General features: G+C 71.9%; 15 protein-coding genes. 6 read left to right on the forward strand and 9 right to left on the reverse strand.

Annotated features, from left to right (window positions below):
* Positions 1 to 84: 84 nt before the first annotated feature.
* The 3 genes from ACIRPT_RS12085 to hemL all read right to left on the reverse strand — a co-directional run bounded on the left by ACIRPT_RS12085 (position 85) and on the right by hemL (position 3,489).
* The gene (locus ACIRPT_RS12085) at positions 85 to 1,308 is read right to left on the reverse strand and encodes a hypothetical protein (protein ID WP_403825701.1); all 1,224 of its coding nucleotides are present in this window, start codon (positions 1,306 to 1,308) and stop codon (positions 85 to 87) included.
* Between the two features lie 145 nt (positions 1,309 to 1,453).
* A complete protein-coding gene (locus ACIRPT_RS12090; protein WP_403506048.1) occupies positions 1,454 to 2,134 on the reverse strand; it encodes a histidine phosphatase family protein in 681 nt (226 codons plus the stop codon).
* 47 nt (positions 2,135 to 2,181) lie between these two features.
* Positions 2,182 to 3,489, reverse strand: coding sequence for a glutamate-1-semialdehyde 2,1-aminomutase (gene hemL, locus ACIRPT_RS12095; protein ID WP_403825704.1), 1,308 nt, complete (start codon positions 3,487 to 3,489; stop codon positions 2,182 to 2,184).
* Between the two features lie 325 nt (positions 3,490 to 3,814).
* Here hemL and ACIRPT_RS12100 point away from each other — a divergent pair, with 325 nt between their 5' ends.
* Entirely contained in the window at positions 3,815 to 4,375 is a 561-nt protein-coding gene (locus ACIRPT_RS12100) for a hypothetical protein (RefSeq protein WP_403506051.1), read from the forward strand.
* 103 nt (positions 4,376 to 4,478) lie between these two features.
* Here ACIRPT_RS12100 and ACIRPT_RS12105 read toward each other — a convergent pair whose 3' ends face one another.
* The 3 genes from ACIRPT_RS12105 to ACIRPT_RS12115 all read right to left on the reverse strand — a co-directional run bounded on the left by ACIRPT_RS12105 (position 4,479) and on the right by ACIRPT_RS12115 (position 7,511).
* Positions 4,479 to 5,663 (reverse strand): cation diffusion facilitator family transporter, encoded by a 1,185-nt coding sequence (locus ACIRPT_RS12105; RefSeq protein WP_403825707.1) that lies wholly within the window; start codon positions 5,661 to 5,663, stop codon positions 4,479 to 4,481.
* A 241-nt stretch (positions 5,664 to 5,904) separates the two neighbouring features.
* On the reverse strand, positions 5,905 to 6,636 hold the full coding sequence (locus ACIRPT_RS12110; RefSeq protein WP_403825916.1) for an SDR family NAD(P)-dependent oxidoreductase: 732 nt from the start codon (positions 6,634 to 6,636) through the stop codon (positions 5,905 to 5,907).
* Positions 6,637 to 7,004: 368 nt separating this feature from the next.
* Positions 7,005 to 7,511 carry a cupin domain-containing protein gene (locus ACIRPT_RS12115; RefSeq protein ID WP_403825710.1) on the reverse strand — a complete coding sequence of 169 codons (507 nt, stop codon included), beginning with the start codon at positions 7,509 to 7,511 and terminating at the stop codon, positions 7,005 to 7,007.
* A 169-nt stretch (positions 7,512 to 7,680) separates the two neighbouring features.
* Here ACIRPT_RS12115 and ACIRPT_RS12120 point away from each other — a divergent pair, with 169 nt between their 5' ends.
* Positions 7,681 to 8,154, forward strand: coding sequence for a MazG-like family protein (locus tag ACIRPT_RS12120; RefSeq protein WP_403825713.1), 474 nt, complete (start codon positions 7,681 to 7,683; stop codon positions 8,152 to 8,154).
* 6 nt (positions 8,155 to 8,160) lie between these two features.
* Here the strand turns inward: ACIRPT_RS12120 and ACIRPT_RS12125 are convergent, their stop codons facing one another.
* A complete protein-coding gene (locus ACIRPT_RS12125) occupies positions 8,161 to 8,742 on the reverse strand; it encodes a TIGR03086 family metal-binding protein (RefSeq protein WP_403825716.1) in 582 nt (193 codons plus the stop codon).
* Between the two features lie 95 nt (positions 8,743 to 8,837).
* Here ACIRPT_RS12125 and ACIRPT_RS12130 point away from each other — a divergent pair, with 95 nt between their 5' ends.
* Complete coding sequence (locus ACIRPT_RS12130) at positions 8,838 to 9,755, forward strand: DUF6597 domain-containing transcriptional factor (protein ID WP_403825719.1); 918 nt, start codon at positions 8,838 to 8,840, stop codon at positions 9,753 to 9,755.
* 38 nt (positions 9,756 to 9,793) lie between these two features.
* On the opposite strand, the gene ACIRPT_RS12135 is transcribed toward ACIRPT_RS12130, so the two are convergent.
* Positions 9,794 to 10,474, reverse strand: coding sequence for a TetR family transcriptional regulator (locus ACIRPT_RS12135; RefSeq protein WP_403825722.1), 681 nt, complete (start codon positions 10,472 to 10,474; stop codon positions 9,794 to 9,796).
* 135 nt (positions 10,475 to 10,609) lie between these two features.
* On the opposite strand from ACIRPT_RS12135, the gene ACIRPT_RS12140 reads away from it, so the two are divergent.
* Entirely contained in the window at positions 10,610 to 12,181 is a 1,572-nt protein-coding gene (locus ACIRPT_RS12140) for an FAD-dependent oxidoreductase (protein WP_403825919.1), read from the forward strand.
* Between the two features lie 32 nt (positions 12,182 to 12,213).
* Here the strand turns inward: ACIRPT_RS12140 and ACIRPT_RS12145 are convergent, their stop codons facing one another.
* A complete protein-coding gene (locus ACIRPT_RS12145) occupies positions 12,214 to 12,969 on the reverse strand; it encodes an AAA family ATPase (RefSeq protein ID WP_403825725.1) in 756 nt (251 codons plus the stop codon).
* An 87-nt stretch (positions 12,970 to 13,056) separates the two neighbouring features.
* Between ACIRPT_RS12145 and ACIRPT_RS12150 the strand changes: the two genes are divergently transcribed.
* Positions 13,057 to 13,392: a YnfA family protein gene (locus tag ACIRPT_RS12150; protein ID WP_403505963.1), complete on the forward strand. Its 336-nt coding sequence runs from the start codon at positions 13,057 to 13,059 to the stop codon at positions 13,390 to 13,392.
* Between the two features lie 202 nt (positions 13,393 to 13,594).
* The gene (locus ACIRPT_RS12155; RefSeq protein WP_403825728.1) at positions 13,595 to 14,389 is read left to right on the forward strand and encodes an SDR family NAD(P)-dependent oxidoreductase; all 795 of its coding nucleotides are present in this window, start codon (positions 13,595 to 13,597) and stop codon (positions 14,387 to 14,389) included.
* Positions 14,390 to 14,504 lie beyond the last annotated feature (115 nt).

Here is a 14,504-nt window from a genome sequence, read left to right on the forward strand (position 1 = left end):
GCACCCCCCTCGCACGGCGCCGCCCGGCGCCGCCCGGCGCCACGGGGCATGTCGGGAGGTACGGACCCGGTCGGCCGAGGGGACTCAGGCCGCCGAGAGGTACGCGTTCCAGCCACCGGCCGGCCGCTCGCCGACGCCCATCCGCTGGAGCTTGGCCAGCACGTCCGGGTCCTGGGCGTCGATCCAGTCGGTGAACTGCCGGAAGGACACGAGATGCACATCCCGGTTCCTGTCGTCGGCGATGCGCTTGAGCGCTTCCTCGACGGCGTCCATGTAGATGCCGCCGTTCCAGTGCTCGAAGTGGTTGCCGATGAAGAACGGCGCGCGGTTGGTCTCGTAGGCCCGGTTGAACCCGGCGATATAGGCGTCGGTGGCCTGCTGCCGCCATCCGGGGTAGTTCGCCGGCGGGGCCTTGGTGGAGTTCCGCGACTGATTGGCGAGCATGTTGTAGTCCATCGAGAGGACCTCGAAGGGGTGACCCGGGAGGGGAATCTGCTGGAGCGGGAAGTCCCAGATGCCGGACTTCTTCCTGGGCCACATCTGGAGGCCGCCGGGCGAGCTGGCGTCATAGCGCCAGCCGAGGTCCTTGATGGCCGGCAGGAGGTTTTCCTGACCGAGCAGGCAGGGGGTGCGGCCGCCGACCAATTCCTCGCGGTAGTCGAACGGCAGCGGTTCTATGTCCGTGAAACCCGTATGCGTACGCCACTTGGTGACGAAATCCATCGCCTGGTCGATCTCGGACTGCCATTGCCGGGGCGTCCAGTGCTTCACGGTGCCGGAGCCGGAGCAGAAGTGGCCGTTGAAGTGGGTGCCGACCTCATGGCCGTCCAGCCAGGCCTCGCGTACGTACTTCAGCGTCTGCTTGATGTGGTCATCGGCGAGATAGCCGATGTCGGAGGCGCCGCGGCGGTTGTTCGGCGGTTCGTAACGGTGGCGCTGGGATTCCGGGAGGAGATAGAGCCCGGAAAGGAAGAACGTCATGGCCGCGCCGTGGTCCTTGGCGAGCTTGAGGAAGCGCGGGAAGAGGCCGTTGCCGACCTCCCCCGCGCCGTCCCAGGAGAACACCACGAACTGCGGCGGGGTCTGACCGGGCTCCAGCCTTTCGGGGCGCCCCGGCTGATGGGGCTGCGCGCCGGAATTGGCCGTCGAGCCGTCACCGATGAGCTTTGAGCGGGCCTGCACCGAGTTCCGCACCCGTTGCTTGTCCGCCTCCTCGCCCGAACCGGACGAGGAGCAGCTTGCTATGCCGAAGGCAGCCGCCGCCCCAACTCCCATGCCCAGCAGGTCCCGCCGACTGATTGCTCGCATACCGTGACCCCATCCGTACTCGCCGTACTCAAAGTCCATATAAACGGACAACCGAGTAGAGGGCATGTCGAAGGATGGGATTCTGATTTATGCGCTTACATCTCTTGTTTTCCCGGCTTTTGACATTCCGCCAATTGAGGCAGGATCAGGCCCCGAAAGCCTTGGACTTTCCCTTGACGGGTTTGGCGCCCGCCAGAAGATGGGAGGGAACCAGATCGCGCGCCGGCTCGCTGTAACCGACCGAGATGATCTTGTCGCCGTGGAAGGTGAACGACGTCAGCGAGGCGAGCGTGCACTGCCGCCGCCGCGGGTCGTGCCACAGCCGCCGCCGCTCGGCGAAGCTGCGCACGATCCAGATCGGCAGCTGATGGCTGACCGCCACCGCCTCGTGCCCGCGCGCCGCGTCCCGCGCCGCACCGAGCGCCGCCATCATCCGTACGACCTGCTCGATGTACGGCTCGCCCCACGACGGCCGGAACGGATTCGTCAGGTACTTCCAGTTCCCCGGCTTCTTCAGCGCGCCGTCGCCGACCCCGAAGGTCTTCCCCTCGAAGACATTGCCCGCCTCGATCAGCCGCTCGTCGGTGGCCAGATCCAGACCGTGGGCGCTCGCGATCGGCAGCGCGGTCTCCTGCGCACGCTCCAGCGGAGAGGCGACGACATGGGTGATGTCCCGCCCCGCCAGATGCTCCGCGACCCGGTCGGCCATCTTCCGGCCCAGGTCGGAGAGGTGGTAGCCGGGGCGGCGCCCATAGAGAACGCCCTCCGGGTTGTGCACCTCGCCGTGCCGCATCACATGCACCACGGTGATGTCGTCGCCGCTCATGTCCCCGTCACCCATCTTCCGGTCCGCCGCCTTCCGGTCCGTCGCGCTCACGCGGTCGCCTCGGCGGCGGCCCGCGCCGCGGACGGCAGCGCGGCGGCGATCCGCTCGAGGGCCGCCGCATCGTGCGTGGTCGAGACGAACCACGACTCGAAGGCGGACGGCGGGAGGTAGACGCCCTGCGCCAGCATCGACTGGAAGAAGGCGGTGAACCGGAACGACTCCTGCGTCTTCGCCGTCTCGTAGTCCGTCACGTCCCGGTCGGTGAAGAAGACCGAGAACATGTTGCCCGCCACCTGGAGCCGGTGCGCCACGCCCGCCTTGGTGAGCGCCTCGTCGACCAGCGTCCGCAGCTCGGCGGAGACCGCGTCGACCTTCTCGTACGCCGCATCGTCCAGCAGCCGCAGCTGCGCGACGCCCGCGGCGGTGGCGATCGGGTTCCCGGACAGGGTGCCCGCCTGATAGACCGGCCCGGCCGGCGCGAGGTGCGCCATGACGTCGGCGCGCCCGCCGAACGCCGCCGCCGGGAAGCCGCCGCCCATGACCTTCCCGAAGGTCATCAGGTCCGGACGGACGCCGTCGATCCCGTACCAGCCGGCCTTGCTGACCCGGAAGCCGGTCATGACCTCATCGGAGATGTAGAGCGCGCCGTTGGCGGAGCAGAGGTCCTTGAGCCCCTCGTTGAAGCCGGGCAGCGGCGGCACCACGCCCATGTTCCCCGGCGACGCCTCCGTGATGACGCACGCGATCTCGCCCTCGTGCGCGGCGAACGCGGCCCGGACCGCCTCGATGTCGTTGTACGGCAGCACGATCGTGTCGCCGGCCTGCGCGCCGGTCACCCCGGGCGTGTCGGGCAGCGCGAAGGTCGCCACTCCCGAACCGGCCGCGGCGAGCAGCGCATCGACATGCCCGTGGTAGCAGCCCGCGAACTTGACCACCTTCGACCGGCCGGTGAACCCGCGCGCCAGCCGGATCGCCGACATCGTCGCCTCGGTGCCGGACGAGACCAGCCGCACCTGCTCGACCGGCTCGATACGGGCCACGATCTCCTCGGCCAGCTCGACCTCGCCCGCGCCGGGCGTGCCGAACGACGTACCGCGTGCGACCGCCTCCTGGACGGCGGCGATCACCTCCGGGTGCGAGTGGCCGAGGATCATCGGCCCCCAGGAACACACCAGATCGACATACTCCCGCCCATCGGCGTCGGTGAGGTACGGACCCGTACCGGACACCATGAACCGGGGCGTACCGCCCACGGCGCGGAACGCCCGCACCGGGGAATTGACGCCGCCCGGGGTCACCACGGACGCCCGGTCGAACAGCGACTGCGAAACAGGGGCTTCATACGGAAAAGACACTGTGATCCTGACCTGCATAAACGGAGGGAGGGCTGCGGCACACGGACACGGCCCGGCTGACAACGGTGCGGGAATCCCCTCGCGGACACCTTGAGGCGCCGCGCGGTTCCATCTCGGTCCCTTTTTTGATTCCTCTCGCTCTCGACCGGGCGTTAGCCCCCGTGCGTCTGCAAAACTGGGGCGACGGACGAGTAAGTCACGCAAGCAATGGTCTCAGAGGCATACAGGGGCGCGTGGCCGGGCGTTTCACATGCCGGTTACGGGGGAGGTCTCTGTGACGATGATCGGGTTGCGCGGCTTGGGCTGCGAGTGGTCGGGTGGAGATATGCATCGCGGTGGCGAACTGGGTGAGGGGACCAATGACCGGGGTCCCGAGCGCGCCCAGCGCGGCCGTCACCGGCGCGAGGACGTCGAGGGCATCACGGGCGGGGAACACAGGGGCGGCCGCATGGGGGTGACATACAAATACTTCGGTGCGCCCAACGGCGCGACCGCGGCCCGGGTCCCGATCTCGATGCGCCCCGAGGAACTCGGCGGCGACGAACTCGGCATGGGCGGCATGTTCACCAAGATCAAGCCGGAGACGATGGCGGCCATGGTCCTCACCGGTATAGAGGGCATACCCCTCCATAAGGTTCCCCCGCTCGAGCTGGTGGTCCTCCACCCGGACTACGCCGTCGTCAAGCTCCCCATGACCGTCGTCGACCCGCTGCGCGGCGTCGGCGAGGAATCGGTCGGCGCGGCCGCCTTCATCTGGTCCACCGTCCCCGACCGCGGCGGCCCGCGCGACGCCTACACCGTCTACCAGCTGCTGCACGAGTGGCAGGACTTCAGCCACCGGCTGCACGAGGCGGGGCATCAGGCGTACTGCCTGGTGTGGCCCTGACCACACCGCCGCGAGGGTTCGGCGCGGGCCGATCCGGCGGCCTGGTCCCGCCGCCCGGGTCCCGCCGCCCCTGGCGGCGTGCCGGTGCGCGGCACGCCAGAGGTCAGACGGCGGCGTGCCGCTGAGGGTGATCGTGGCGGTGAGCGTCGGTGCGCTGGTGGTGATGCGCCAGCGCGGCATGCGGATCGGCGGCGCCGTCGAGGAGGGCGGGGGCGGGGTCCGTATGGACGGTGGCCCCGGTCAGCCGCGGCACCGCATGGATCAGGGCGTGCTCGGCCGCCACCGCCAGCTCGTGCGCCGCCACCACCGACAGCCGCGGGTCGACCACGATGTCCGCCTCGGCCCGGAGCGTATGGCCGATCCACCGCATCCGCACCGGCCCGATGTCCCGCACCCCCGGCACACCGCGCAGCGCGGATTCGGCCCGCTCGACGAGCTCCGGATCGACGGCGTCCATCAGCCGTCGGCAGACCTCCCGCGCCGTGTCCCGCAGCACCAGCACGATCGCGCCGGTGATCAGCAGGCCGACCACGGGGTCGGCCGCACGCCAGCCGAGCGCCGCGCCGCCCGCGCCCAGCAGCACGGCGAGCGAGGTGAAGCCGTCGGCCCGGGCGTGCAGTCCGTCGGCGACCAGCGCCGCCGAACCGATCTTCCGGCCGGTACGGATCCGGTAGCGGGCCACCCACTCATTGCCGACGCACCCGACCACCGCGGCAAGCGCCACCGCCCCCAGGTGGGAGACGTCCCTGGGGTTCAGCAACCGGTCGACGGCCTCCCAAGCGGCCACCACCGCCGACGCGGCGACCGTCAGCACGATGGCGATACCGGCCAGATCCTCACCCCGCCCGTAGCCGTAGGTGTAGCGCCGGTCGGCCGCCCGCCGGCCCAGCACGAAGGCGATGCCCAGGGGCACGGCGGTCAGCGCGTCGGCGGCGTTGTGGACGGTGTCACCCAGCAGCGCCACCGACCCTGACCAGACGACGACCATGGCCTGCACCGCGGCGGTCAGCCCCAGGACGGCCAGCGAGATCCACAGCGTGCGCATCCCCTCACCGGAGGCCTCCATCGCGGGGTCGAGCTTGTCCGCCGCCTGGTGGCTGTGCGGCTTAAGCAGGTGCGCGGCCCGGTGACGTAGCGCCGAGATGACCGGGAGCGCCGGGGTGACCGACCTCGCTGGTCCGGCTGACCGGCGTGTCCTGCCAGGCTTGCGAGGACGGCCGTCGGGTCGATGATGGTCATGAAGGTGATGCGGATGGTGGTGATGGTGGTGGTGCGGACGTCCCTCCATACACCTCATCGTGGCACCGCAACTCCCCTGCGGCTACTACCGATATAGGGCTCATGACCAGGTGCGATGCCCTCGCAGATGCCTGCCTGCCGGTGGTGCGACGGCTTCGCGTTGCGGCGGCGTCGTGAGGAGCGGTCAGGACGGTTGGGGCGGCAGGAACGATGTGTGGCGTGGGGCGGTTGGGGCGGCGTGGGCCGTGGTGGATGCGGGCCCGCGGAGGGCGCGGCGGCCCGTCAGCGCCTCACCACGTAGGACGTGCCGAGACCCCGCCGTCCACGACGAGATTGTGACCGGTGATCCAGGAGGCCATCGGGGAGGCGAGAAAGACACAGGCATCGCCCACGTCCTCGGGCCGCCCCAACCGTCCGGCGGGCGCCGCCGCTTGCCAGCGCCGCACCCCCTCCGGCCAGTCGTCCTCCAGGCCGGGACGCGCGATCAGCCCTGGTGAGACGCTGTTGACGCGGATGCCGTACGCGCCGTACTCCAGCGCCGCCGACCGCGCATGCATCACCACCGCCGCCTTGGCCGCGCTGTAGTGGGCATGCAGCGGCGCGGGACGGTCCGCCTCGATGGAGGCGATATGGGTCACCGATCCCCCGCCGGCCGCCCGCATCACGCCCGCCGCGGCCTGCGTGCACGCGAAGACGCTGTGGACGTTCGGATCCGCCACCGCCCGCCAGTCGGCGAGCGACATGCCCGCCAGCTCCTGGGTCGGCTGCACCCCCGCGTTGTTCACCAGCGCGGTCAGCCGGCCGCGCCAGGCGGCCGCCTCCGACACGAGCCGGTGGCACTCCTCTTCGACGGTCAGATCGGCCGCCAGCGCCACGGCGTCCCCGCCGTCCGCCTCGATCTGCCGGACCAGCTCCCGCGCGGCACCGGCAGCCGTACGGTAATGCGCCACCACGGCGGCGCCCGCCGCGGCGAACCGCAGCGCGACCCCGCGGCCGATGGTGCCGCCCGCGCCGGTGACCAGGGCGACTTGGCCGCTGAGGTCGGGGAGGCCCGTCCGGGCGGGGTGGTCGCGGCGGGCCGTCCGGGTGGCGTGGTCGGGGTGGTCGGCGGGGGCGGGGTGGTGGTCGGGGTGGCTCGGCCGAGTGGCGTGGTCGGGGTGGTCGGAGTGGCTCGGCCCGGCTTCGTGGTCCGCGTAGTCGGGGTGGTCGAGTCGGTCGGGGTGGTCGAGTCGGTCGGTATGGCGGGGGCCGCCACCTGGCCGGTGGCCGCTGCCCTGGTGGCCGGGCGTGTCGTTAGCACGTTCGGGCGTACTTCCGGCCCCGGTGGGCCCTGCGGGAGTGGCCGCCCCACCGCCCGCGTTGTGGGCCCCAGAGGGGGACGTCGACCCTGTCATGACCGGCTCAGCGCCACGATCCGCGCCGCCTCCCGGGGGAACCGCGCCGCCAGTTCGGCGGCGTCCCCCTGCTCGTAGTCCTCGAAGGTGAACCCCGGCGCCATGGTGCAGCCGAAGAGCGCCCAGGACCCGCCCTCGGCGACCGCCGCGGCCATCCACGTACCGGCCGGGACAGTGAACTGGACGTGCTGGCCGCCCAGGATGTCCGGGCCGAGGACGACCGTACGGGCGGTGCCGTCCGCGGACAGCAGCAACAGGCTCAGCGGATCGCCCCGGTAGAAGTGCCAGATCTCATCGGTCGGCAACCGGTGCAGCGCGCAGAAGTCATCGGGTTCGGCGGTCAGCAGCATGACGATCGCCGACCCTTCCGGCCGCCCGTCCGCCCGCTCGGGCCCGGCCCAGGTACGCCGGAACCGCCCGCCCTCGCGGGGCAGCGGGACCAGCCCATAGAAGTCGATCAGTTCCTCGGGCGTCGGCTGCTGCACTGGCGGCGGCTGATGCATGACGGCCTCCCGTACTCCCGGTGTGGTCCACACCCTAGGCAGGAGGCGGGCGGGGCACGGGCACAATCGGGCCATGCCTGATGCCGCACCTGATGCCCTGCCTGACCCCTTGCCTGACTCCTTGTCTGACTCCTTGTCTGATCCCTTGCCCGGTCCCGTTCTTGACGCCGTGTCTCACGGCGACTCCGATGTCGTGCCCGATGCCGTGCCCGACCCCGTACCCGATTCCGAGCCCTGCACCGAGGGCGCGGCGGCAGGGCCGGCCGTGTGGGAGGTCGTCGACGAGCTGGTGCGCTGGCTCGACCGGGAGAATGTGCTACCGCCCGAACAGGTGCGGCTGCTGCGGATCCTCAAGCTCTCGGAGGAGGCGGGCGAGGTCGCACAGGCCGTCATAGGGGCCACCGGCCAGAACCCGCGCAAGGGCCACAGCCACACCTGGGACGACGTACAGAGCGAACTCTGCGACGTGATCGTGACGGCGATGGTGGCGCTGCGGACGCTGACGCCGGACGCGCGGCGGGTGTTCGACGGGCATCTGGACCGGGTGGCGGAGCGTGCGGCGTCGTCCACGGGCCGGTCGGCTCCTGCTACGAGTCCTACGGGCCGGCCGGCTCCCGCCGAGGATCCGTCGGCATCGCGCTGACGCTCCTCAGCCGGCCGTCCAGTGGGGGTCGCGGCCCGTCTCCGCCAGCAGCGTCTCGAGGTCGGACGCGCCCGGCGGTGCGGGGACCGGCGCGCCGAAGACGTTCATCTCCCGGGCCGTCGGGGCCATCTGGGCGACCAGCGAGCGCAGCTCGGCCACGCAACCGGCGGCCGGCGCATACGCCTGGCCCGTCGCCTGCGCCACGTCCCAGCCGTGCACCGTCAGATCCAGCAGCACCATCGCGCCGACGGTCCGGGCCGGCAGCTTCATCCCGCCGCTCAGCCCGTCCTCCGCGCCGGGCGCCGCCCAGGCCTCGGCCAGCCGCGCCGCCTCCTCGGCGAAGCGGTCCGGCCACTGCGCCCCGTACTCGCCGATCCGGTCGGGCGTACGGCTGAAGTCGGCGTCCTTCTTGGCGGCCAGCGCCTGGAACTCGACGATCACGTGGAAGAGGTGGTTGAGCAGATCCCGTACGTCGTATTCCGCGCACGGCGTCGGCCGGTCCAGCTGATCGTCGCGCACGCCGCGCAGGACGGGGAGCGCGGCCCCGGCGGCCGCGTCGAGCAGTTCACCGATGGGTTCTTGTGTCATGTGCCCGACGCTATGGGAGCCCCTCGCCGGTGGCTTGAAAAAACGCGACAGCCGGCGCCTTCGTGAGCGCGACGACCCGCCGTAGGCTCGTGGACATGACCGCTCCACGGCGCGATACCCGGGGCATCGTCGACGCCCGGGGGCTCCTCACCCAGGTACGGTTCCGCCGCCGCCTCCCCGCCGCACCGCTGCGCCCGTATGTGGAGCACTACTGGCTGATCGACTGGGATCTGGCCGAGCCGTACGCCACGCATGTCGTCCCGCACCCGTCCGTGAACGTCGTCTTCCAGCGGTACGCGGACCGGCGCGGATTCGGCGAGGTCGCGGGTGTCGGGCTGGAGCTGTTCTCGCAGAAGCTGGTGGGGCGGGGGCGGGTGTGCGGGGTGCAGTTCCGGCCAGGCGGCTTCCGGCCGTTCGCGCCGGGGCGGCCGGTCACGGACTGGACGGGGCGGCGGCTGCCGCTCGATGCGGTGTTCGGCAGTGGGGAGCGTCCCGGTTGCCGGGCGGACCGTACCGAGGGGAGCGTGGGCCGCGCCGGGTGGGACGCGGTCCGGCCCGAGGGGGACGAGGGGGACGCCTTCCGGCCCGATGGGTGCGCGGTCGCGCACGGTGTGCTGGAGCCGGCGGACGAGGACGCCCGGGTGGCGGCGCTCGATGCCTTTCTGACCCCGCTGCTACGGGGCGGGCCGCGGGTCCTGGAGCAGGCCGAGCTCGCCGTGCGCCTGGCCGACCGGATCCGCCGGGACCGTACGATCCGGCGGGTTGCGGAGTTCGCACGGGACGAGGGAATGTCCGTACGGGCGCTGCAGCGGCTGTTCGCCGGGTATGTCGGGGTCAGCCCCAAGTGGGTGCTGCTGCGCCATCGCGTCCATGAGGCCCTGGAACGTGCCGCCTCCGGGGCGGAGGCGGACTGGGCCGCGGTCGCGGCCGAGTTGGGCTACAGCGATCAGGCGCATCTGATCCGCGATGTCACGGCGACCGTGGGGGTGTCCCCGACGGCATACGGGCGCTGAGCCGCGGGCCGGGACGGCGCGCGTGGCGGCGGGCTTCCTCACGGGCGATCGGCCGTCAGGTAGCGCTGGACGGTGGGGCCCAGCCAGGCCACGATCTCGTCGCGGCCGAGCGCGACGGCGGGTGGCATGTGCAGGACATAGCGGCACAGCGCCATGCCCAGGATCTGCGATTCGATCAGCGCGGCGCGGGTCGACGCCTCCTCGGGCGCCGGGCAGACGGCGTCGAGCACCGGTCTGATCTGGTCGGCGAAGATCCCCCGCATCCGCTCCGCGCCGGCGGCATTGGTGACGCCGACGCGCATCATGCCGGTCAGCGTCTCGTCGCCCTCCCAGCGCTCGATGAAGTGGCGGACGAGCCGGGCGCCGATCTCCTCGCGCGGCACCTGGGTGAGGTCGGGGATGCGCAGGTCGATCTCCGAGGCGGCCGCGAAGAGGCCCTCCTTGTTGCCGTAGTAGCGCATCACCATCGACGGATCGATGCCCGCGTCGCGGGCGATGGCGCGGATCGTGGCGCGCTCGTAGCCGTCGGCGGCGAAGCGGTCACGGGCGGCGGCGAGGATCGCGGCGCGGGTCGCGTCGGAGCGGCGGGGGCGGGCGTGGAGGCCTGCATTGGGGGCCTCGGCGGCGACGGGGGGTGCACCCAGGGCCAGGTCAGGGGTGGGGGGAGGGCTGTCGGCGGCGGTGCCGGAGGAACTGGTGGCGGGTGTGTGGTCAGCCATGCCAACAAATGTAGGCCAACAGCTGTTGACATGCCACTCGCGGGCGATTTACTCTTGCCAACAAGCGTTGACCAACACCTGTTGGCACTCTTGGCTCTCTTGAATCTGTTGGCACTGTTGGCACTGGAGGCGGCCATGGCGGCGACGAACCGCAAGCCCAGCACCACCGACTCGACGACGACCCCCGAGACCGAGACCCCGGGCAGCGACGTCATCGTCGTCGGCGCCGGCCCGACCGGACTGCTGCTCGCCGGCGACCTCGCCGAGGCCGGGCTGCGTGTCACGCTCCTGGAGCGCCGCCCCGAGGCGCTCAGCAATCTCACCCGCGCGCTGATCGTGCACGCCCGCACCCTGGAGCAGCTGGACGCCCGGGGAATAGCCGACGAGCTGATCGCCGGCGGCCATCGGCTCAACCGCCTCCGGCTCTTCGGCGACGCGAGCCTCGACCCCGCGCTCATCCCGTCCCGCTTCCCCTTTGTGCTGGTCACCCCGCAGTTCGAGGTGGAACGACTGCTTGCGCGGCGGGCCCGCGAGGCCGGGGTCACCTTCCGCTACGACAGCGAGGTGCTCGGCCTTGTCCAGGACGCCGACGGAGTGACGGTCCGCGTCCGCGACGCCCAGGGCACCGACCAAGCCCGCGCCGCCTATCTCGTCGGTACGGATGGCGTGCGCAGCACCATCCGCGAGACCCTCGGCCTGCCCTTCCCCGGCCGGTCGGCCGTCCGCTCGCTGGTCCTCGCCGATGTCCGGCTGGCGCAGGAGCCCGCCTCCCCCTTCGTCGCCAACTCCACCCGGGACGCCTTCGCGCTGATCGCCTCGTTCGGCGACGGCTGGTACCGGGTCATCGGCTGGGACCGCCACCGCCGGGCCGCCGAGGACGCGCCCGCCGACTTCAACGAGGTCCGCGAGTGCGTGCGGCGCGCCTTCGGCAGCGACTACGGCATGCATGACGCCCGCTGGGTCTCCCGCTTCCACAGTGACGAACGTCAGGCCCCCGACTACCGCGTGGGCCGCGTCTTCCTCGCCGGGGACGCCGCGCATGTCCACTCCCCGGCCGGCGGCCAGGGCATGAACACCGGCCTGCAGGACGCCGCCAACCTCAGCTGGAAGCTGGCGGCGGTGCTGCACGGCCACGCCCCCAGCAGCTTGCTGGACAGCTATCAGAGCGAGCGCCATCCGGTCGGCAAGCAGGTGCTGCGCACCAGTGGCGCAATCCTCCGGCTCGGGCTGGTGCACACCGCGCCGGCGTTCGCCGCCCGCGCCCTGGTGGCCCGGCTCGTCAACCACCTCCGTCCGCTGTCCCGCCGGGCGGTCCGCGGCCTCTCCGGCATCGACATCAGCTATCCGGCCGCGCGCGGCGCCCACCCCCTCGCCGGTCGTCGCGCCCCCGATGTCCGTCTGGCCGACGGCAGCCGCCTGTACGAACTCCTCCGCCGGGGCACGTTCGTCCTCATCACCCCGGCCGACGAAACCGGCACGGTCCGCCCCGACGCCGACCGGGTCGCCGAGGCCTCCTGGGCGAGCGACCGCCGTACGGCCCTGCTCGTCCGCCCCGACGGCTACGTCGCCTGGGCCACCGACGCCACCGCACCGGCCGAGCGCGCCGCCGCGCTCCGCAGCGCACTCCTCCAGTGGACGGGCGGGGCGATAGCCCCCGCCGAGACGGGCCAGGCCGGTCCGGCCGACCACGTCGCGGTCACCTCATAGGCCATGGAGTGCGCCTGCCGGGCGAGGGCATGTCAGGCGAGCACATGCCGTAGATAGGCCCGCGGGTCGGTCAGATACCGGCGCCAGTGATCGACGAGGCCCAGCTCCGCCCAGTCGGCGGCCCGCATGCCGTGCTCACCGACCTCGACGATCTCGGCGCCGGGCAGCGCCGTCAGCACCGGCGAGTGCGTGGCACAGATGACCTGCGCACCCATCGCAGCCAACTCATCCATCAGGCCCACCAGTTGGAGACAGGAGGAGAACGACAGTGCCGCCTCCGGCTCATCCATCACATACAGCCCCGGCTGCGCGAACTTCTCCCGAAAGGCCAGCAGAAAGCCCTCGCTATGGCTCATCTCGCCCGGAGCCTGCGTCAGCCGCTCGCGGCTCAGCGCATCGAGCGCGGTCTCGGCCCGGAGAAAGAAGCCGCGGCGGCGGGTGCGCGGCCCCCGGACCATCGTCCGCCCGGCGCGGGTGATGGGGGTCCCCCTGCTCCTCAAGAGCTTGGGGGAGAACCGCAGCAGCGCGCCCAGCTCCGACGGCGCCCGCGGACCGGCGTACTTGTAGCCCGCCGAGCCGCCGTACGAATCCAGCCCGAAGGCCTCCGTCAGCGCCTCCGCCAGGGTCGACTTCCCCGAGCCGTTCTCTCCCACGAGGAAGGTCACCGGGGCCCGGAACGTCAGCCCCTCCGCCACCAGCTGCCGCACACAGGGCACGGTCCAGGGCCAGCCGTCCGCGGCCGTCCCCTTCCCCTCCGGGAGGTCCACGTAGGCGCGTTCGATGAGCATGCCCCCGAAACTCTCACAGGGCACCGACATCGGCGCCCCCGACGACGCCGGCCCCGCGCGCGGCGTGCCGCTCCTTAGCCTGGCCTCATGCTGATCGCCCGTTCCATCGCCCTGTTCGTCGTCGCCGCGCTCTTCGAGATCGGCGGTGCCTGGCTGGTCTGGCAGGGCGTCCGGGAACACAAGGGCTGGATCTGGATCGGCGCGGGGGTGATCGCCCTGGGCCTGTACGGCTTTGTGGCAACGCTCCAGCCGAACGCCGAGTTCGGCCGCATTCTGGCGGCGTACGGCGGGGTGTTCGTCGCCGGGTCGCTGGCCTGGGGCATGGTCGCGGACGGCTATCGCCCCGACCGTTGGGACGTCATCGGCGCGCTCATCTGCCTGGCCGGTATGGCGGTGATCATGTACGTCCCCCGGGGCCGCTGATCCGCGCCTGCATATCCTGGCCAGGTACCGCCCTGGTACCGCCCGACCACCTCACCCTCGATCACCTCACCACCCACCACTCCCCGCCCGCCGTCTACCGCCCTGCCCCCCCTCCCCAAGCCTTTGCGGAGCACGGGGCGCACTCACCCGGGCCATACCCCGGCCCCCGCACCGGCCCCAACCCCGGCCACGAGGAGACCGCATGACCGCCGACGCCCCCACCGCCGAGGGCCGCACCCCGGACGCCGCCGCGTCGGGTACCCGTACCGCCGTCATCACCGGAGCGAGCAGCGGCATCGGCGCCGCCACCGCACGGCAGCTGGCAGCGGCCGGATTCCGCGTCGTCCTGACGGCCCGCCGCAAGGACCGCATAGAGGAGCTCGCCGCCGAGCTGCCGCACGCCGAGGCCTACGCCCTCGATGTCACCGACCGCGCCGCCGTCGACGCCTTCGCCGCCTCCCTGGAGCGCTGTGACGTCCTGGTCAACAACGCCGGCGGCGCCTTCGGCGCGGAGCCCGTCGCCACCGGCGACCCGGCCGACTGGCGCGCGATGTACGAGGTCAATGTGCTCGGCGTGCTCCATATGACCCAGGCGCTGCTGCCCGCCCTCACGGCATCGGGAGACGGCACGGTCGTCGTGCTGTCCTCCACGGCCGGCCACGCCACCTATGAGGGTGGCGGTGGCTATGTCGTCGCCAAGCACGGCGCGCATGTCATCGCCGAAACGCTCCGGCTGGAGCTGTGCGGCGAGCCCGTACGGGTCATCGAGGTCGCTCCCGGCATGGTCAAGACCGAGGAGTTCGCCACCACCCGCTTCCGCGGCGACACCGCCAAGGCCGCCAAGGTCTACGAGGGCGTGGCCGAGCCGCTCAGCGCGGACGATGTCGCCGACACCATCACCTGGGCGATCACCCGCCCCGCACACGTCAACATCGACCTCCTCGTTGTCCGCCCGCGCGCCCAGGCCTCCAACTCCAAGGTCCACCGCACCATGTGAGGCCACACCGGCGGGGTGCACGGACCCACGCGCGGCCCGCGCGGCACCGGGCACCCCGCCTGCCGCCCCGCCTGATGCCCTCCCCCCTCCCCTACGGGGCCTGGGTACACCCCCA

The organism is Streptomyces sp. NPDC101227 (assembly GCF_044767545.1).
GTDB lineage: Bacteria > Actinomycetota > Actinomycetes > Streptomycetales > Streptomycetaceae > Streptomyces.